The 18186-nt window shown below is 49.7% G+C and carries 21 protein-coding genes and 1 pseudogene; 11 read left to right on the top strand and 11 right to left on the bottom strand.

Annotated features, from left to right (window positions below):
- Window positions 1-129 precede the first annotated feature (129 nt).
- From ACZ45B_RS11210 to mnmA, 7 genes are all read left to right on the top strand, one after another.
- Entirely contained in the window at window positions 130-1086 is a 957-nt protein-coding gene (locus tag ACZ45B_RS11210; RefSeq protein WP_236612398.1) for an alpha/beta fold hydrolase, read from the top strand.
- Between the two features lie 54 nt (window positions 1087-1140).
- Window positions 1141-1659 carry an acetolactate synthase small subunit gene (gene ilvN, locus ACZ45B_RS11205; RefSeq protein ID WP_024545091.1) on the top strand — a complete coding sequence of 173 codons (519 nt, stop codon included), beginning with the start codon at window positions 1141-1143 and terminating at the stop codon, window positions 1657-1659.
- Between the two features lie 203 nt (window positions 1660-1862).
- Entirely contained in the window at window positions 1863-2291 is a 429-nt protein-coding gene (locus ACZ45B_RS11200; RefSeq protein WP_024545090.1) for a YggT family protein, read from the top strand.
- A 136-nt stretch (window positions 2292-2427) separates the two neighbouring features.
- On the top strand, window positions 2428-4032 hold the full coding sequence (metG, locus tag ACZ45B_RS11195) for a methionine--tRNA ligase (RefSeq protein ID WP_024545089.1): 1605 nt from the start codon (window positions 2428-2430) through the stop codon (window positions 4030-4032).
- A 152-nt stretch (window positions 4033-4184) separates the two neighbouring features.
- On the top strand, window positions 4185-4799 hold the full coding sequence (locus tag ACZ45B_RS11190; protein WP_024545088.1) for a LabA-like NYN domain-containing protein: 615 nt from the start codon (window positions 4185-4187) through the stop codon (window positions 4797-4799).
- A 14-nt stretch (window positions 4800-4813) separates the two neighbouring features.
- A complete protein-coding gene (gene lptC, locus ACZ45B_RS11185) occupies window positions 4814-5971 on the top strand; it encodes an LPS export ABC transporter periplasmic protein LptC (protein WP_081699625.1) in 1158 nt (385 codons plus the stop codon).
- A 102-nt stretch (window positions 5972-6073) separates the two neighbouring features.
- Entirely contained in the window at window positions 6074-7135 is a 1062-nt protein-coding gene (gene mnmA / locus ACZ45B_RS11180; protein ID WP_024545086.1) for a tRNA 2-thiouridine(34) synthase MnmA, read from the top strand.
- 3 nt (window positions 7136-7138) lie between these two features.
- On the opposite strand, the gene ACZ45B_RS11175 is transcribed toward mnmA, so the two are convergent.
- The 8 genes and pseudogenes from ACZ45B_RS11175 to ACZ45B_RS11140 all read right to left on the bottom strand — a co-directional run bounded on the left by ACZ45B_RS11175 (window position 7139) and on the right by ACZ45B_RS11140 (window position 11762).
- Window positions 7139-8128, bottom strand: coding sequence for a VOC family protein (locus tag ACZ45B_RS11175; protein ID WP_029681680.1), 990 nt, complete (start codon window positions 8126-8128; stop codon window positions 7139-7141).
- A 70-nt stretch (window positions 8129-8198) separates the two neighbouring features.
- The gene (locus tag ACZ45B_RS11170; RefSeq protein WP_024545084.1) at window positions 8199-8408 is read right to left on the bottom strand and encodes a hypothetical protein; all 210 of its coding nucleotides are present in this window, start codon (window positions 8406-8408) and stop codon (window positions 8199-8201) included.
- Between the two features lie 33 nt (window positions 8409-8441).
- Window positions 8442-9056 carry a dephospho-CoA kinase gene (gene coaE / locus ACZ45B_RS11165; protein WP_029681679.1) on the bottom strand — a complete coding sequence of 205 codons (615 nt, stop codon included), beginning with the start codon at window positions 9054-9056 and terminating at the stop codon, window positions 8442-8444.
- The gene (locus ACZ45B_RS11160; RefSeq protein WP_024545082.1) at window positions 9043-9342 is read right to left on the bottom strand and encodes a hypothetical protein; all 300 of its coding nucleotides are present in this window, start codon (window positions 9340-9342) and stop codon (window positions 9043-9045) included. Before ACZ45B_RS11160 ends, coaE begins: the two co-directional genes overlap by 14 nt.
- Window positions 9343-9406: 64 nt before the next feature.
- Window positions 9407-10258, bottom strand: a complete 852-nt coding sequence (locus tag ACZ45B_RS11155; protein ID WP_024545081.1) for a restriction endonuclease — start codon at window positions 10256-10258, stop codon at window positions 9407-9409.
- A gap of 359 nt (window positions 10259-10617) precedes the next feature.
- A pseudogene (locus ACZ45B_RS11150) lies at window positions 10618-10752 on the bottom strand (dephospho-CoA kinase); the annotation flags it as partial.
- A gap of 27 nt (window positions 10753-10779) precedes the next feature.
- Window positions 10780-11016, bottom strand: a complete 237-nt coding sequence (locus ACZ45B_RS11145) for a CDGSH iron-sulfur domain-containing protein (protein ID WP_024545080.1) — start codon at window positions 11014-11016, stop codon at window positions 10780-10782.
- A 44-nt stretch (window positions 11017-11060) separates the two neighbouring features.
- Window positions 11061-11762 (bottom strand): pirin family protein, encoded by a 702-nt coding sequence (locus ACZ45B_RS11140; protein ID WP_024545079.1) that lies wholly within the window; start codon window positions 11760-11762, stop codon window positions 11061-11063.
- Window positions 11763-11886: 124 nt separating this feature from the next.
- Between ACZ45B_RS11140 and ACZ45B_RS11135 the strand changes: the two genes are divergently transcribed.
- Window positions 11887-12762, top strand: a complete 876-nt coding sequence (locus tag ACZ45B_RS11135) for a LysR family transcriptional regulator (protein ID WP_024545078.1) — start codon at window positions 11887-11889, stop codon at window positions 12760-12762.
- Between the two features lie 55 nt (window positions 12763-12817).
- On the opposite strand, the gene ACZ45B_RS11130 is transcribed toward ACZ45B_RS11135, so the two are convergent.
- Window positions 12818-13318, bottom strand: a complete 501-nt coding sequence (locus ACZ45B_RS11130; protein WP_024545077.1) for a pentapeptide repeat-containing protein — start codon at window positions 13316-13318, stop codon at window positions 12818-12820.
- A 315-nt stretch (window positions 13319-13633) separates the two neighbouring features.
- Between ACZ45B_RS11130 and ACZ45B_RS11125 the strand changes: the two genes are divergently transcribed.
- Together ACZ45B_RS11125 and ACZ45B_RS11120 are read left to right on the top strand one after the other, a co-directional pair.
- Window positions 13634-14140, top strand: coding sequence for an FHA domain-containing protein (locus tag ACZ45B_RS11125; RefSeq protein ID WP_024545076.1), 507 nt, complete (start codon window positions 13634-13636; stop codon window positions 14138-14140).
- A gap of 94 nt (window positions 14141-14234) precedes the next feature.
- On the top strand, window positions 14235-15158 hold the full coding sequence (locus tag ACZ45B_RS11120) for a hypothetical protein (RefSeq protein ID WP_148293406.1): 924 nt from the start codon (window positions 14235-14237) through the stop codon (window positions 15156-15158).
- Here ACZ45B_RS11120 and ACZ45B_RS11115 read toward each other — a convergent pair.
- Window positions 15136-15660 carry a GNAT family N-acetyltransferase gene (locus ACZ45B_RS11115; protein WP_024545074.1) on the bottom strand — a complete coding sequence of 175 codons (525 nt, stop codon included), beginning with the start codon at window positions 15658-15660 and terminating at the stop codon, window positions 15136-15138. The two genes, ACZ45B_RS11120 and ACZ45B_RS11115, sit on opposite strands and share 23 nt — an antisense overlap.
- A 63-nt stretch (window positions 15661-15723) precedes the next feature.
- A complete protein-coding gene (locus tag ACZ45B_RS11110) occupies window positions 15724-16356 on the bottom strand; it encodes a response regulator (protein ID WP_024545073.1) in 633 nt (210 codons plus the stop codon).
- 227 nt (window positions 16357-16583) lie between these two features.
- On the opposite strand from ACZ45B_RS11110, the gene ACZ45B_RS11105 reads away from it, so the two are divergent.
- Window positions 16584-18044 carry an ammonium transporter gene (locus ACZ45B_RS11105; RefSeq protein WP_024545072.1) on the top strand — a complete coding sequence of 487 codons (1461 nt, stop codon included), beginning with the start codon at window positions 16584-16586 and terminating at the stop codon, window positions 18042-18044.
- The last annotated feature ends 142 nt before the right edge of the window (window positions 18045-18186 follow it).

Genomic DNA, 18186 nt, shown 5'->3' with positions numbered 1-18186 from the left:
TCGGTAAAGTAGGTTGAATTAGGATCAATAGAAATTGAGAACTATGCCCATTTTACTCATTGGCGGCCTTTTCGTTACGTCATGGGGGGGATTTTAGCGACAAAATTTTATGTTTTCCCCAAGCTGAGGATGATGATAATGATGGCGATCGCCCAGGATCGAAAAGAAAAAAATTCCCCAACCGAGTTGAAGTCTTGGCCCCAACGAATTGGGGTACAGCGCAGCTGGCTCTGGCGGGGTTGGCAAATCCGCTATAGTTTTTGGCGGAGTTCTGACCGACGGGGGCGATCGCCAATCTTACTCCTCCATGGATTTGGGGCCGCTTTAGAACATTGGCGGGGGTTGATCCCACAGTTGGCCCAGGATCGGGATGTCTATGCTGTAGATTTGTTAGGCTTTGGTGGTTCCCGGAAGGGGGAAGCAAATTTTGGCGTGCCCCTCTGGACAGAGCAATTAGAAGATTTTTTACGGTTGGTCGTGCGGCGGCCCGTGATTCTTCTGGGTAATTCTTTAGGTTCTCTTGTGTGTGCCACCCTAGGACAAAATCCTAAAAATCAGGTGCAGGCGATCGCCCTGTTGAGTGTGCCCGACGTGGCCCAGCGGCAAGCGATGTTACCCAAACCTCTGCGGCCGATTGTCAATGGCCTCGAGCGCAGTGCGATGCAACCTTGGCTGCTAAAACTGATTTTTCGCTTGGCCCGGCAACCGCTGGTGTTGAAAAATTGGTTGAAATTGGCCTATCCTTCTTGGCCCGAGATTGACGCCGAACTGTTGGCGATCGTCCAAGCTCCCACCTGCGATCAAGATGCCGATACAGCATTTGTGGCCCTTAGCCGCCGCGTTGGCCAACCGGGTTTCGCGCCACCGATGGCTGAAGTTCTCGCCCAAGTGCAATGCCCCATCTTCATCCTCTGGGGTGAACAAGACCGCTTTGTCCCCGTGGCGATCGCCCCCAAACTCGCGGCCACCAATCCCCAGATCAACCTCACAGTACTGCCCGGTTTAGGCCACTGCCCCCAGGACGAAGCACCAGCCCAGATTTACGAATTATTTTCCCAGTGGCTAGAAGCCACCAACGGGCTATAGTAATATATCCCTTTGGTTTTAATAAGCAACGCCGCCGCCATTTTCCAGACCATGATGAAACACACCCTCTCAGTCCTTGTCGAAGACGAAGCCGGAGTTCTCACCCGCATCGCCGGACTCTTTGCCCGACGCGGTTTCAATATCGAAAGCCTCGCCGTTGGCCCCGCCGAAAAAGAAGGGATTTCTCGCATCACCATGGTCGTTCCTTGCGATGAAAAAGAAATTGAACAGGTATCAGCCCAGCTCGATAAACTGATCCATGTACGGGAAGTCAATGACGTCACCGCTAAACCCTGTGTGGAACGGGAGTTGATGCTGGTAAAAGTCAATGCCGATGCCACCCAACGCTCTGAAGTAATGCAATTGGTGCAAGTGTTCCGGGCGCGGATCGTTGATATTTCTGAAAAAACAGTCACTGTACAAGTGGTCGGCGACCCAGGAAAAATGGTTGCCATCCTGCAGATGCTCGAAAAATTCGGCATTATCGAAGTGGCGCGGACCGGAAAATTAGCCCTGGTACGGGAGTCCGGCGTCAACACCGAATATCTCAAATCTGCCGGCAGAAAAGCTTAAATTCAGTCAGTGCAAAAAAACCGAAGTACAACCAAAAGTCCCCTAAAGCGCTGTTTTGGCCGAACAATCAAAATTCAACTGAGCCCAAGGGGATCGCTTGGGGTAGCCGGTCTCGTCTTGATTTTTATTACTTTTTCTAAGTGTTAAGCATGGGCTTAATTAAGATGAAGGAGAATAAATTTCGGTCAAGGATCTTGCTCACCATGAATCAACCACCAAACAACCAGCGACCGGATGCGGAACCACCAGGCCAAGAGATTGCCCAGCTGCGCCAAGAGCAGAAAAAAATTGATGCAATTAAGCAGAACATTTTATTTAGGCGTCTTGAAAATAGTGTTTATGTGCTTGTGGGATTGCTGGAAGTACTGTTGATGCTGCGGTTTTTTCTGCGACTGTCTGGCGCGAATCCAGAAAATACATTTGCCAAATTTATTTACAACCTATCGGCGCCGTTTGTTTCTCCTTTTTCTACCCTGTTTATTAGCCCTGTAGAAAGAACCGATGCCACCCTTGGTGACAATATCTTGGATGTCAATTTATTGATTGCGATGATTGTCTATGGGCTCTTGTGTTTTTTGGTGGTCTGGATTATTCGCTACATTTATCGGCAAATTTCTCCGACGGGCCTGTGAAATGCAGGTGATTTTCGTTGGGTATGGGGCGGTAATCCTTGTAAAATAAGGCGGGTGTTGGCGTTCTCTCTGTTTTGGCGGGGGACGGTGACGACCATAAACTATTTTGAATCTCTCTCTAGGCGATCGCCCCCGTATGACTTCTCCTGCCCGTTTTGCCCTCACAACCCCCCTCTATTATGTCAATGATGTTCCTCACATTGGCAGCGCTTACACGACAATGGTGGCCGATGCGATCGCCCGTTTCCATCGCCTCAAAGGGGAAGAAGTCCTATTCATCACCGGCACCGATGAACATGGCCAAAAAATCCAGCGCACCGCTGCAGAAAAAGGCGTTGACCCCCAGACCCACTGCGATGAAATCATTAGCAGTTTCCAAGCACTGTGGCAGCATTACAATATCCAATATGACCGCTTTAGCCGGACCACCGACCCCAACCATGCCCAGATCGTCGCCGAATTTTTTCAGCGGGTCTGGGATAATGGTGACATTTATCTCGCCCAGCAGCAGGGGTGGTATTGCGTTGCCTGCGAAGAATTTAAAGAAGAAAAAGATCTAATCGAAGATCACCACTGCGCGATCCACACCAACAAAAGGGCCGAATGGCGCGACGAAGAAAATTACTTTTTTCGCCTGTCTAAATATCAAGCCCAACTAGAAGCCCTCTACGACGAAAACCCCGACTTTATTCAACCCGCCAGCCGCCGCAACGAAGTAATTAACTTTGTCAAACAGGGACTCCAAGATTTTTCCATCTCCCGCGTGAACCTAGACTGGGGCTTCCCGGTGCCCACCGACGATAGCCACACCATCTATGTGTGGTTTGATGCGCTGCTGGGTTATGTCACAGCTCTCTTGGATGAGGGCGAAACGGTAACCCTCGAAAATGCCCTGGCAAAATGGTGGCCGATCAATCTTCATTTAATCGGCAAAGATATTTTGCGTTTCCATGCAATTTATTGGCCAGCGATGTTGATGTCTGCCAATTTACCCTTACCCGATCAAGTGTTTGGTCATGGCTTTTTGACGAAAAATGGTCTCAAAATGGGCAAAAGCCTCGGCAATACCATCGACCCGATCGCCCTGGTGAATCAATACGGCTCCGACGCCCTGCGCTACTACTTCCTCAAGGAAGTGGAGCTGGGAAAAGACGGTGACTTTAACGAAACCCGCTTTATCAATGTGGTCAATGCTGACCTAGCCAACGACCTGGGGAATTTACTCAACCGCACCCTGGGGATGCTGAAAAAATACTGCAAGAGCGAAATTCCTCCACTGGATTTGGCGACCATTGCCGCTGATCATCCCCTTAAAGCTTTGGGAGCAACCCTCGGCGATCGCACCAGCGCAGCCTATGACCAATTAAACCTCACCCTTGCCTGCCAAAATATCTTAGAACTGATCCAAGCCAGCAATAAATATATCGATGACCGAGCCCCCTGGACTTTATTTAAAGCGGGAGAACAAGCCCAGGTAGAAGAAACTTTATTGACAATTCTAGAGTCAGTGCGTCTTGCTGCCTACCTATTGGCACCAATTATTCCGAACCTCAGTAACAAAATCTATCGTCAATTAGGCTTCCCTGGAGATTTCAACGATTTCAAAAATCTAGCCACCGCTGCTCCCTTTGCCAGCCACAGTTGCTGGGGGATGACCTGGTCTCGTCGGACCCTCGACAAAGCCCAGCCCATCTTTGCCCGCCTCGAACTACCCGAAGCTCCGGTCGACAATCAGGCCTAAAGCCAAGGGAATGATAAAAATTTTGACGAAATTCCAGCTTTCTCAGTAAGCTTAATTATCGGGTTTCCCTTTTTTATTGAGGGGTAGCCATTTTTATATAAAAACTGTTTCATAAATATTTCTGTTTTAATATCTCAAGAGGCATAACTAAAATGCTGGATCACTTTGGTAGCGATCCGGTTTTCTCCCCTGAACAGGTACTTGAAAATCGAGGTCGTGTGGCGATCTTTATCGATGGATCTAACTTATTCTATGCAGCGCTGCAACTAGGCATCGAAATTGATTACAGCAAACTTCTCTATCGCTTAACGGGCGGATCACGGCTATTGCGGTCTTTTTTCTATACAGGAGTTGACCGGGCCAATGAAAAGCAACAGGGTTTTTTGCTCTGGATGCGTCGTAATGGCTATCGGGTCATCGCCAAGGATCTGGTGCAGCTGCCTGACGGGTCGAAAAAGGCAAATCTAGATGTGGAAATTGCGGTAGACATGATGGCCTTAGTCGGTTCCTATGACACGGCTGTTCTGGTTAGTGGTGATGGCGATCTTGCCTATGCGGTAGATGCGGTCAGCTACCGGGGGGCGAGGGTTGAGGTGGTCAGTCTACGCTCGATGACGAGCGATAGTTTGATTAATGTGGCCGATCGCTACATTGACCTAGAGCAAATCCAAACAGATATTCAAAAGCTCCATCGGGGGCATTTTCCGGAACCAAGGCTACTGGATGATCGCGGTGGTGGCACAATTGAGTTACCCAGTCGTGAATAAAATGAATGGATGTGATGGGCAGTAAATGTCGGTGGGTATGGGGGCGATCGCCACAAATTTTGGCCTTCAGTTTACTTCTCTTGGGCAGTCCCTGGGGCCTAAGCGCCTGCCGGAATACAACGCCACCAGGGGAGACCGAAGCCCAAAACCAGAACACCGAAAACCGCCTTGTCGTTGAAAATGCCCTCCTAGAGCAGGCAGATGCCGACGGCAATATTCTCTGGAAACTCCAGGCCGAAGAAGCAGTTTATAGCCAGGATCAAAAAGACGCGACCCTCACCAACCTACTCGGCAATCTCTACGAAGATGGAGAAGTGATTCTCAGTATCCAGGCCAGCGGGGGGCAAGTGATCAATGATGGTGAGCGGATTGTTCTGGAAGCAGGAGTCCTCGTGACAGATAACCGCCAGGGGGTTGTTTTTGAAACAGAACAAGCTGAATGGCAACCAGGCAATAACGTTCTGCTCATCACCAATGCTCTCCAAGCCCGCTATCCGAATGGAACGCTTCGGGCTGACCAGGGCCAATATTTTATTGATCGCCAAGATTTAGAATTAACTGAAGCCGTTGAAATTATCACCGTTGAGCCTTCCCTCCGCCTTCTGGGAAGCAAGTTTAACTGGCTCATTGCCGACGATAGAATCATTGCTGAAACGGGCCTAACCATCGAACGCTACACCGACGAAGCACTCACGGCGCGCCTCCGGGCTGATCGAGGCGAAGCACAAGTTGCTGCCCAAACCATTACAGTCAGCGGTAATGTGCTCCTCAACAGTAGTGACCCGGAGATTCAATTTGTCAGTGGCGCGGCCACCTGGGATCTCAAAGCGGGGGTCATCACGGGTCGCGAAACTGTACAACTCACTCAAACCGACGAAAATACGCAATTCAGGGCCAATCAAGGACGCTATAACCTCAATAGTCAGCAGGCCCAGTTGAGCGGTGCGGTACGGGGCACAGGCACGAATCCTCCCACGGCTCTCCAGGCGAACCAAGTGGACTGGAATCTCGCGACGGAACAAGTGGTCGCCACGGGCAATGTGGTCTATGAGCAAAGCAACCCCAGGGTTACACTCAATGGCGATCGGGCGGTGGGCAATTTAGCGCAAAATCAGGTGGTGGTGACGGGTTCCCCCCGCAAGCAGGTGGCCACAGAAATTGTCATTCCCTAGGGAAACAGAGCCAGTCGCAAAAAGTCCCGGTACAATGGGAGATTGCTTTCCCCGTAAAGCAGTTCGGTACAGTTAAGGGATGTTATTGGGTGCATCAAGGCCATGGAAAAAGTCGCAGTTGGGTTATCAGGGGGCGTAGATAGTTCCGTTACAGCAGGGATTTTGCAGCGCCAAGGTTATGCCGTAGAAGGCGTCACCCTCTGGTTGATGAAGGGCAAAGGGCAATGTTGCTCTGAGGGGATGGTCGATGCGGCAGACATTTGTGAGCAGTTGGGCGTGCCCCACCACATCGTCGATAGCCGGGATTTATTCCAAAAATATATCGTGGACTACGTGGTGTCTGCCTATGAGGCCGGTGTTACCCCCTTACCCTGCTCCCAGTGCAATCGTATGGTCAAGTTTGGGCCGATGCTCCAGTGGGCTAAGGCAGAGCTGGGCATCGATAAAATTGCGACGGGCCACTATGCTAGGATTCGCTATAACGACCAAAGCGATCGCTATGAACTGCTCCGGGCGGTGGATCGCAATAAAGATCAATCCTACTTTCTCTATGATCTGACCCAGGAAATGCTGGCCGGGACCCTGTTTCCCCTAGGGGAAATGACCAAGCCGGAAACCCGCCACATTGCCGAAGAAATGCAGCTTTCGACGGCGAAAAAACCGGAAAGCCAGGATTTATGTCTGATTGAAGCCCATGGCTCCATGAAAACCTTTTTAGATAAATATATCGACCAGCGGGAAGGGGACATCGTTGACCTCGATGGCAAAGTGCTTGGTCACCACACAGGCATTCACCACTACACCATTGGTCAACGGAAAGGCTTAGGCATTGCGGCCCCGGAACCCCTCTATGTGGTGAAACTGGATAATGTGATGAATCGGGTAGTGGTCGGAACGCGCGATCGCGCTGGGCGTTCAGAATGTACGGTGAGCCGGGTGAATTGGTTATCCCTGGCTGGGATTAGCCAACCGATTCGCACGGAAGTACAGGTGCGCTATCGTAGTGGCGCCGTTCCTGTGACGGTGATTCCCCTAGAAGGCGATCGCCTAAAACTCGTTTTCGATGAACCCCAATTTGGGATTACACCGGGTCAGGCCGCTGTGTTGTATGACGGTGATCGGGTGCTGGGGGGTGGCCTCATCGAAAATTCTATAGTGGCTTAGGTTTCATGGGCGAGGGGAAACCAACCGTTGCCGTTGGGCTTGCTCGATCGCCTCAAAGAGCGCTTGAAAATTCCCCTCCCCAAAGCCCTGGGCCTGCTGTTTACGCTCGATAAATTCCCAGAAAAAGGTGGGTTCTTTAAAAATGGGCTGGGTGAAAATCTGCAAGAGGACTTCCCCAGGCGATCGCACCACATCGATGAGAATTTTTTCCTGCTTGAGCTGGAGCCAGTCCGGTTCTTGGCCAAGGTGGGGGTGGCGTTCTAGGAGATTGTTGTAATAGCTTTCAGGGACTTCAAGGAAAGTCAAACCATTTTGCCGGAAAGCGTGAATTTGTGCGGGCAAATTATGGCATTTCAAGGCGATATGTTGGATGCCCGCCCCATGGTTGTAATCGAGAAACTCTTGGATCTGCGATTGGCGATCGCCCGGCTGATTGATCGGGAGCTGAATGCCGCTGGGATGCACCAACACCTGGGAGGCCAAGCCCGAATAGTTGGTTTGGATGGTGAAGCGTTGCCGACGGTGAAACCCAAAATTATCCTCGTACCATTGCACAGTCTGCGGTAATTTTCCATCGGGAACATTCAGCACAAGGTGGTCGATTTTCTGATTCGTTTTTGGGATGTGGCGACGATAAATGAGAGTATGCCGAAAACCCACATGGTTGCAGATTACTTTAACGCCCGGCCCTCGATCATCACCGTGAAAAGCGTCGAGCTGGTCAATATAAAAGGCGATATCTGCAACGCCGCAGGGGTGCTTTTTTAAATATTGGGCTACGGTATCACACTCAGTCTGGGGCGCAGAAAGCATCAGGGTTAAATCTGGGCCACTGAGTTGCACCGTTTGGGCCGGTAAAAAGGGGAAAGTCTCCCTGAAGTCTATGGCTTTCAGGGGGAAGGTTTTCTGGAACCAGGTTTGCCAGGCATTGAGATCGTCAACATAGAAGTGGACATAGGCGATCGCCAAATTGGGGGGATTCTGGGGTGCCATGTCTGGATCTGGGAGAGAAATCCCTTTCAACTTAGCGTATTTCCTGAAAATCGGTCAGTTATAGACATCCCTAAAAGCTAATCTTGAGCGCATTCACAGGTACATCATCCCAAGAATCAACGGTACGGATCTTCGCTTCCCAGCCGATGGTCGTCTTGTCCATGGCGAGCTTTTGTTTCCACTGCTCATGGCAGTCCTTTGCGACTGCTTCGTTTTTACAGGCGATGCAAGCTTGGAGAATGCCAGTCGGATCAATTTGTTCGTTTACCCAAATCGTCATCGGCGCTACCTTAATACTGATTCACTGGGTATTCTAGCAATTCCCCCCCAGGGCCCGATCAACTTGGTGATGGAGTGTTGCGAGATCCAAAGAATTATCAAGCACCACATCGGCCCGGGCCACTTTTTCGGCAAGGGGCATTTGACTGGCGATGCGGGCCTGGGCTTGGGCGAGGGTCAAAGCGTTACGTTGTTGCAGGCGTGCTAACTGTTGTTCCGGTCGGCAGGTGACGACCCAAATTTCTGAAACAAAGTCCGTTAAACGAGCCTCAAACAGTAAAGGAATTGCGCAAATGATAATCGGTGCAGCTTGGAGCTCTTGGGCGCAAGCGTCCTGGAAGCGTTGGCGGACATAGGGATGAATTTGCGTTTCGAGCCACTGTTTTTCGCCGGGATCGTTAAAGACAATGTCCCCTAAAGCCTGGCGGTTGAGGGAACCATCGGCATTTTTGATGCCCTCACCGTAACGCTCAAAAATATGCTCCAAGATCAGAGAAGGTGGGGCGATCGCCTGCCGCGCGAAAATATCTGCATCAAGAATGGGGAGCTGGTAGCGTTGGGCCAGGTAAGTCGTTACCGTACTTTTTCCCGTCGCGATGCCCCCCGTCAGACCAATGATTCTTGGTTTTGTCACTTTATGGCGCGGCATGACGTTTCACCAACAGTGGAATTTCGCAGTTATGCCAAAATTCAGGCCTTATCCCGCCGCTAGACATGCCGCCCTGCATAAATCTTTCGACGGTGAAATGTTCTCTATGATTTATGGGGTGACCTGTCGCTACTTCGTATTCCTTTTCGATGATGCTTTTGAGTTGTTCGGGTGTGTCTGGCATATCAACGTTATCTAGTCTTTCCTTCAACTCACGCCAAAGATATGGATCACCTCGAAATCCCCATGGTTTGGGTTCGTCTTCGAATATTTCAGATATTTTCATTTTCTGTCAACACCATAACGGTTGAATTCACCTGCGGCGGTATGCTGTTAGGTGAAATGAATAGTTATGTATGATTTTTTAATTTGGCTTGTTTATCCAGAATTACTTCTGAATCATCAATCAAATTTCGTAAAATAAATCCGACCATTGTTGACCCATCCATTTCTATCGTATCTTCAAAGACTCCTGTTGAAAGAGTGACTTTTAATGATTTTAATTTGACTCTTGGGAATTCTGAGTCATCTGTTTCTAAGAACCTCGGCCTATCCATATCAATAAAAATAACCTTGCTTTCAACTTTTTGCATACCAATTTTCTTTTGTTCTTCATCTTTCACATCTTGTATGCTTTTCCAATTACTCCCATCTTCTTCTTTTATGTAAATTTCATTTTCCATCCCTGATACTCTTAGACTCAGTTCACTCTGGTTAAGTCTATTAAGTTCACTCTGAATCCATGATTCGTCAGTGATAATTTCAACTTTAATATCTGGTATGTATGCTTTTATGTTCACCACAATTGTTTTTATGCGTCCTTCCCAGTCTCTTTCTGTTGGTTCTCTGAGTTCATATAGGATTATTCCATTTGCTGTTGCAACATCTAATGCCCCTAATTGATAACCTGTTTTTGTTACAAATATGCCTCGTGGTTGTCCTGGTAAATCTTCAAGGATGGCTTTCAATTTAAGCATTTCTCCTTGAGGTACTTTTGATGCCCAATCTTTAGCTTGTATAATTGTTGAATACTTAATTCCCCCAATCATAAATTCCCAAAAAACATCAATTTCATGAGTTGTTGTCTTGCCTTGTAAAACTTTATTTTTTTCAATTATTAAATTCTGTACATTGTCTTGTTCCATTAGCTGTACAAAAACATTTTCGACTAAAGATTCATATTGCTTGCCTGTATTTTTCATTGATATTTTTCTTGTATATCTAATTAGATGTTGTACCGCACCTGCAGCATAACAACCCAAATCTACCAGAATATTACCGCAGATTTTGGCTACAGAATAGCGGTCAGGATGCAAATACTATGATCACAGATGCCTGAAGAGCATTTAACTCAAGTCGCAGTTGCTTACCAATGATCGCCGCTGCCTTTTCCATTGTCTTTAGTGCCACTGAGGTATTTTTAGGATCAAGCATTTTTTGTCAGGAAGAACGGCTCAAGCCTTCTCGTTTCATTGTCTGAATCAGTTACCAAGCCAATACCCGCTTGAGGAGTAAATCGTTAATCTCCAAGAAGAAAACCGATATGCTGATTGTTTTTCATTTTGGCGATCGCCTGCCGCGCGAAAATATCGGCATCAAAAATGGGGAGCTGATAGCGTTGGGTCAAGTAAGTCGTTACTGTACTTTTTCCCGTCGCAATGCCCCCCGTGAGACCGATAATCCGCTGGGTCGTCATTAGGCGATCGCCTTTGTGCTGTGCAAACTACAGTTTACTGTGGGAACCGTCGCAGAAGGGCGGATTCTGGCTGTGCTTACAGAGACAGAGGGCTACCTTTTGGGGCTCCTCTAGGGTGAATTTCTGGGGACGAAAATCGCTCCCTTTATGACTACCATCACAAAAAGGTTGGCCTGCAGATTTGCCACAGGTACACCAGAAATAATCTCCGGCCTCCAAGTCCATTACCATCGGTTTTTTCGCCGCAATAGTAGGTTCAGTCATGGGTGTTTTCCTCAAAAGAATGTGGGTGAATTTGTTAATAAGCCCTAGGGCAAATCAAACAGTAAAAATTCCGTTTCCGCAGCTTGACCCGCAAAAGTGAGTGCGGTTTCCTCGCTAATAGCAGCTCCATCCCCGGCCCCGAGGGTCATTCCATTTAAGGTTAGCTCTCCTCTGGTAATTTGCACCCAAGCGTTTCTACCCGTTTTGAGGGTATGGGTCACAGTATCTGTAGGCGTCAAAATCGAAGCATAGATCGCCGCGTTTTGATGGATTTTTACCGAGCCAGCCTCACCATCAGGGGAAGCGACGAGGCGCAGTTTTCCTTGTTTCTCTTCTGGGGCGAAAAAGGTTTGTTCATAGCTCGGCTCGACCCCCTGCTGATCTGGGGTAATCCAAATCTGCAACAGGTGTACAGGCTGATCATTAGAAGGGTTAAATTCACTGTGCAAAATACCTGTACCAGCACTCATGCGCTGTACATCCCCTGGGCGAATAATCGAGCCGTTGCCGATATTGTCTTTGTGCTCTAGTTCGCCTTCCAGGACATAGGTGACGATCTCCATATCCCGGTGGCCATGGGTGGCAAAACCCTTGCCTGGGGCGACGTAGTCTTCATTGATCACCCGCAGGTTCGAAAAACCCATGTGGGCCGGATCATAGTACTGGGAGAAGGAAAAACTAAAGTAGCTTTCGAGCCAATCTAGTTTGCCGCGACCCCGTTCAGTAGAAGGGCGGAGTTGAATCATGGACAACCTCCAAAACTCAGTGCGCTGAGATTCTTTAACGAACAACCCTATTGTAAATTGGCTTCTTTCAAAAGACAATTGGTTATTTTATATACAGACTGTTTCCAAAAAAGAGACAATTGCCATGGATAAATTTGAAAGTTTGTATGCCTTTACCCAGGTCGTTGAAGCGGGAGGGTTTGCGGCGGCGGCCCGGCGGATGAATTTGGGGCGATCGGCGGTGAATAAAATGGTGCTGGCCCTTGAAAATCAGCTCCAGGTGCAACTGCTCCATCGCAGCACTCGCCGGGTAACCCCGACCCCCACAGGGACTGCGTTCTATGAAAAATGCGTCCAAATTTTGGCGGATCTGGAGGAGGCGGAATTATCAGTGTCCCGACTGCATGGGGAACCGAGGGGTTTATTGCGGGTAAATGCGCCCATGACCTTTGGGACGATGTATGTGGCCCCCCTGGTGGCAGAATTTATGGCCCAGTATCCCCAGGTGCGGGTGCAGCTAACCTTGGAAGATCGATTTGTGGAGGCGATCGCCGAAGGCTATGACCTGGTAATTCGGATTGCCGCCCCCACAGAATCGGCCAGTTTAATCAGTCATTCCCTCTGTGAAACCAAGCTTTTACTCTGTGCGGCTCCCAGCTACCTAGAACGCCACGGCACGCCCCAGACCCCAGCAGATCTAGGACATCATAACTGTTTAGGTTATGGTGCAGCGAAGGATCAATGGCGATTATTTGGCCCCCAGGGGGAAGTTTCGGTACCTGTGTCGGGCTCTTTTTGGACCAATAATGGTGAGGTACTGGCGATCGCCGCCGCGCAGGGCCTAGGGATTGCCCAGATTCCCCAATTTATTGTGGCAGCATCCCCCTGGGCGAGCCAGCTCGAGATCCTGTTGCCGGACTACTGCCAAAAAACCCTGGCTGTCTCTGTTTTGTATCCAATCAACCGCCATCTTTCAACGAAGGTTAAACTGCTCACAGAATTTTTGCAGCAGCGCCTTTAGGGGGTGCGCGGCGGGGATTGTCCCCCCAAAAAGGTGCTGGAGCCCTTGGGGGAAACTAGGGACAGAAAAGCGTTTCTGCGGTGTTGCGCCCAGTGGTCGGGTTGGTGCCACTGGCCAACTCACAGAGTTTGTCATTTTCGCGGCCCAAAATGAGCGCATCGGTGAAGTCGGCCCCCTCGATGACAGTGGATGGCGTAATCTTCACGCTGGCCAGGAAGGCACCCTCTAGGTTGGCATTTTTAAAGTTGGCGTGACCAATGCGGGCAGAATCCAACACCGCGCCCCGGAGATCGGCCCCTTCAAAATTGACGAATTCTAGGTTGGCGGAAAAAAAACGCACCCCCCGCAAATCAGCGTAACTAAAATCACAGCCCCGGAGACTGGCTAGGTCGTAGCTGTTGTCCCGTAGATCCTGGTGGGAAAAATCTTCCTGGATAAAGGTGCGCTTGTTGTAATCGACGGCCCAGGCGGACGGCATGTCCAGGCTAACCCAGCCGAATATTACTAATCCGAGGCAATAGGCGATCGCCAAACATTTTTTCCATGGGGCTACCATCTTGGTTGACTCCTCAGCTACTTTTTGTGGACTCAAAATATTTTATCGGCAATTGCTCCACCAGACAGAATTGCTGGGGGCATCTTGTGATCCTGCTTAAAAATTTCATCGATTAAATGCTTCTTAATTTTTACATCGCACAATATTTTGACCTGAGCGGAGTTGTTTTTCATCAAAAACATTTGCTCCAAAAATATTAAATTCCTTTTAAATCAATCCAATACTTTAGGTGTTAAAAACCATAAACCAATGGCTGATTAATGAATAGAAATAAGGCTAAACTGTGGAAGCATCGCCTTACTCTGGGTTTAAAAAATGGCTCAATTAACCTTGGAGTGGTTTCTCCAAAATCAACAGCATCAATATACATTTCAGCTGACTTCAATCACTAAGGTTTCCCAGAAACTACGTCTCGGCCGCGATCCTTCCCAGTGTGATCTCGTTTTTGCGGACCGCAGCGTTTCTTCCCTCCAGGCAGAAATTTTTTTCTCCTCTGCCCATGATGCGGCTCTGATTCAAAGCTTGCGTCCCTCTAATCCGCCCCTGGTGGACGGTTATCGCCTGACCCAGGGCACTGCCCCTCTATCCCAAGGGAGCCAGCTCCAACTCGGCCATATTCAACTACGGGTAACCCAACTGATTTTGAAAAAGTTAGCCCCCAGCCCCCCGGCAGCCCCGGCTCAGCCCCTAAGCTACGGTTTGAAGTGTCCTAATCCTAGCTGCGGTAAAGTTTCTCACTATGAAGAGCAGATCTTGAAGCAGGGTTGTCCTTGGTGTGGATTTTCCCTTGCGGCGGCGAATACGGTGCTTTTGCCCCGCTAATTTTTCGGCTGTTTTTGGGCTCTGTAACTTTTCTAACCGGCCCAAGCTGTGGCCGAGAAGAAATTGGCTAGGATTTGGGAAAAAGTGTTGAGGTATGAGCATGGATATCAAAAAGGCGATCGCCACGATCATCACAACTGCATTTATCCCCTTGGGCGTAGCCCTCGCTGCCAAGGCGGAGGTGGCGACTTTAGAGTTTAACTATGATGCCGATAATCGTGCAGGCACAATCACTAGCGAAGGGGTAACAGTCCACATCAGCTATGAAGAGCAAACCAACGATGATTGGACTGACTATGTGCCGACCCTTAGGGTCATGGTTGACGAAGAAGAAGTATTGCAGCTGACGGAAGAGCCAGCCTTTATGATGTACAGCTTGGCGCAAATTGCGGAGATGGATCTGAGCAATGATTTTCCGGAGGTCATTTTTTCTCAATATTCCGGCGGTGCCCACTGTTGCGCCCTGGTGAAAATTTTGACCCAAAACCCCGAGACCAATCAGTGGGAAACTGTGCCCCTCGGAGCCTTTGACGGGGGCCCAGTGCCCGTAGAAGATCCCGATGGCGATCGCGTCTATGAATATGTCACTAGCGATAACCGTTTTCTTTATCGCTACAGCAGCTATGCGGGGAGCTTTCCGCCGATCCAAATTTGGCAACTAGAAGGCTTAGAGTTACGGGATGTTTCCCAGGAAGAGCGGTTTTTTCCACTCCACCGAGAACGGCTCCAGGCCATGTGGGGTTCGATCCAAGCGGCGGCACAAGAAGACTATGAAGTGAATGGTGTTTTGGCCGGCTATGTGGCGACCAAAGCCATTCTCGGGGAAGCCCAAGCCGGCTGGGACTTGATGCGATATCGCTATGACAGGACCAGTGACTGGGGCCTGGAAGAATGCCAAGGTGACTTTAATGACCAGGGCGATTGTGAAGGCAAGTGGGTTAACTATGGCTCTTTCCCCGCAGCATTACAAGCGTTTTTGGAGGAGGCTGAGTACCTCACACCGGGGGAAATTCGCTAGGGAGTGATCGCTCTGCTTCGGGCAAATATTTAACATAGACAAGGTCGCAGCGGGCCGTTTCCACACCAGTGCTCCGTTGATAGCCTTGGTTTTCGTAGAGCTGTACGGCTTCTTTGAGAACGGTGACTGTTTCGAGCCAGATTTCCTGGAAACCCCGCTGGGCGATCGCCTGTTCGAGTGCTTGCAATAAATACCGGCCTAGGCCCAGACCCCGTACTGCTGGCAGGAGATACATTTTGCGAATTTCGACGGCCTTTTTGCCCCGCGAGATGGGATAGTAGGCGGCAGTGCCAACGATCTGGCCTGCCTGTTCAACGACCCAAAATTCCCCTTGGGTCTGCCAGTAATATGTCTCGATTTTAAATAACTCTTCGTCAGCCCCCTCCGGTTCCCAAGGTAAGCTGTACTCCTGCAAAACCTGCTCAATGACTGCTGCGGCCCCCAGGCGATCGCCGGCCCGCCAATCCCGCACCCAAAATTCCCCTTGCCAATGTTGATCCATGTTCCTGGGCGATTCAGTGTAGCGGAGCTATTATGCCATGGTTTTTTTGTTAGGTGACCCAGTCTAGTAGTCGCGCCCCCGATATTTACGGGGCTTTGAACTGGGAGATTCATCGGTTGGGGTAGTGGTGGGCTGAGGTAAAGGCGGCGGTGCGGCCAGGGGCATTGGTGGGATGGGCGGTGGGACTGGTATTTTTTGTTGATTTTTGAGTTGTTGATGTTCCAATTCCCGCTTGAGATCCATGATGCAAGTAACGAGGGTGCTGTTCACAATATTGATATTGCCTAAGATCTTCGCGACGGCTTTTAGGCCACCAACAGCTTCGATGGCAATGCTATTGAGATCGAATTGGGGTAAAAGATCAGTTGCCCCCATGGCGATCGCTGCTTCCCGGTCTGCCAGGTTGACTTTACGGGTCTGGGGAGCAATCAAAATCACTGGTACTGGTTGGGCTAGGGCGCGCACCCACTGACAAAACTGACTGGCATCAAAACTGGGTAATTGTTGCTCCAGCAAAATCAAACTGGGTAAAGGCTGTTCCATTCTGGCAAGTTCGGTTAATTCTCCTTTGAGATCCACACTGAAGGGCAAAATCACGGATTGGAGTCCTTGGGATTGCAGGATTTTCTCCCAAATATGCCCCTGCAGCTCCCCTTGGTGGAGAATTACGATTTTGTCAGAGATGTTCATCGGCATGGGTTATGGGTATCTGTGAAGAATGCGGGGTAGGCGATCGCCAGAAATGTAACGGTCAGGACAAATGATGCCCTGAATTTACCTGAACCTCATATTAGAGAGTGTAATTTGTTTTCTTCGTGATAAAAGCTACATTTTTCCCCTCTTTAATGACGTAATACAACATTATTGTGACCGCAACCTATCCATGGGCCAGTTCTTTGGCCTGTTTATGTCTAACACTTGCTATGACCTTCCCATTCACTCGATTTTTACCTAGCCCCAAGGCTATCCTGGGCAATAGACAAAGCCAGCGCACTGGGCGCCTATTACTCCTGGCTGGCGTCCTACCGCTCCTTTGGCAGGGGGCGGCGATCGCCCAGGGCACTCTCCCCGACGAAATTCCTCCGGCGATCCAGGTCGTTTTAGATACGCTCTGGGTGACCGTGGCGGCCTTTCTGGTTTTCTTTATGAACGCCGGGTTTGCGATGCTCGAAAGCGGCTTTTGCCGTGCTAAAAATACCGTCAATATTCTGGCGAAAAACCTCATTGTCTTTGCGCTGTCTAGTCTTGCTTTTTGGGCGATCGGCTTTGCTCTGATGTTCGGCGATGGCAACGCGGTGGTGGGCTGGAGTGGCTTTTTCTTGGCCGGGGCGGACAATAGCCCCCTCACAGGAGCGGACTATAGCGGTATTTTTTCTTCCCTTAGTTGGGCTGGGATACCGCTATTTGCAAAATTCTTTTTTCAATTGGCCTTTGCGGGGACTGCGGCGACCATTGTGTCGGGGGCGGTGGCAGAGCGGATTAAGTATGTTTCTTTTGTGATTTTTAGTTTGTTTTTGGTGGCGTTTTCCTATAGCATCACGGGCCACTGGATTTGGGGTGGCGGTTGGTTAGCTACGTTGGGTTTTTATGATTTTGCGGGTTCGACGGTGGTGCATTCCGTCGGTGGTTGGGCCGCCCTTATGGGAGCTCTCCTACTGGGCCCCCGCATGGAAAAATTTGCAGGCGATCGCATCAACGCGATTCCTGGCCACAACATGAGTACGGCGACCTTAGGGGGGCTCATCCTCTGGTTGGGCTGGTTTGGCTTTAATCCGGGTTCAACGATGGCCGCTGATCCTGAGGCCATTAGCCATATTATTGTCACGACGAATATGGCCGCGGCAGCCGGGGCGATCGCCGCCACGATTACCTCTTGGATTCAATTTGGCAAGCCTGACCTCTCGATGATCATCAATGGTGTCCTTGCGGGATTAGTGGGGATCACCGCCTCCTGCGCCTTCGTGAATGTGCCTGCGGCGATCGTGATTGGGGCGATCGCCGGCGTGCTTGTTGTTTTTGCGGTGTTAACCTTTGAAAGTTGGCGCCTAGATGATCCTGTGGGGGCCCTATCTGTTCACCTTATTTGCGGCATTTGGGGCACTTTGGCTGTGGGTTTATTCAGCGTTGGTGGCGATGTGTATTCCTGGTATGCTTCCGGCGAAGGCCCAGCCGCCGGCCTCTTATTTGGCGGCGGTTTCACCCAGCTACTGAGTCAAATAGTTGGCATTGTGGTTGTGGGTATTTTTACGGCTGCTTTTAGCTTTATTATTTGGATCATGCTGGAGTTGGCCATCGGCTTACGGGTCAGCAAAGAAGAAGAATTAGAAGGGTTAGATATTGGTGAGCACGGTATGGAAGCCTATCACCGCTTTTTCCGGGAATAATCTCTCTCCCCTTCTGTCTGGTGGCACTGCCCCCTGGAGATGATTTTTCTAGTTTCCAGCAAGCCATGATCTTCCCTTAGAGGAGATATTAAGCCAGAAAAAAGCCTCCCCTAGGGGAGGCTTTTTTTATTGGTGACAACGA

This window comes from Picosynechococcus sp. NKBG15041c, from assembly GCF_055380235.1.
Note: the sequence above shows the minus strand (reverse complement) of the source record. Positions and strands in the feature narration are given on the sequence as shown.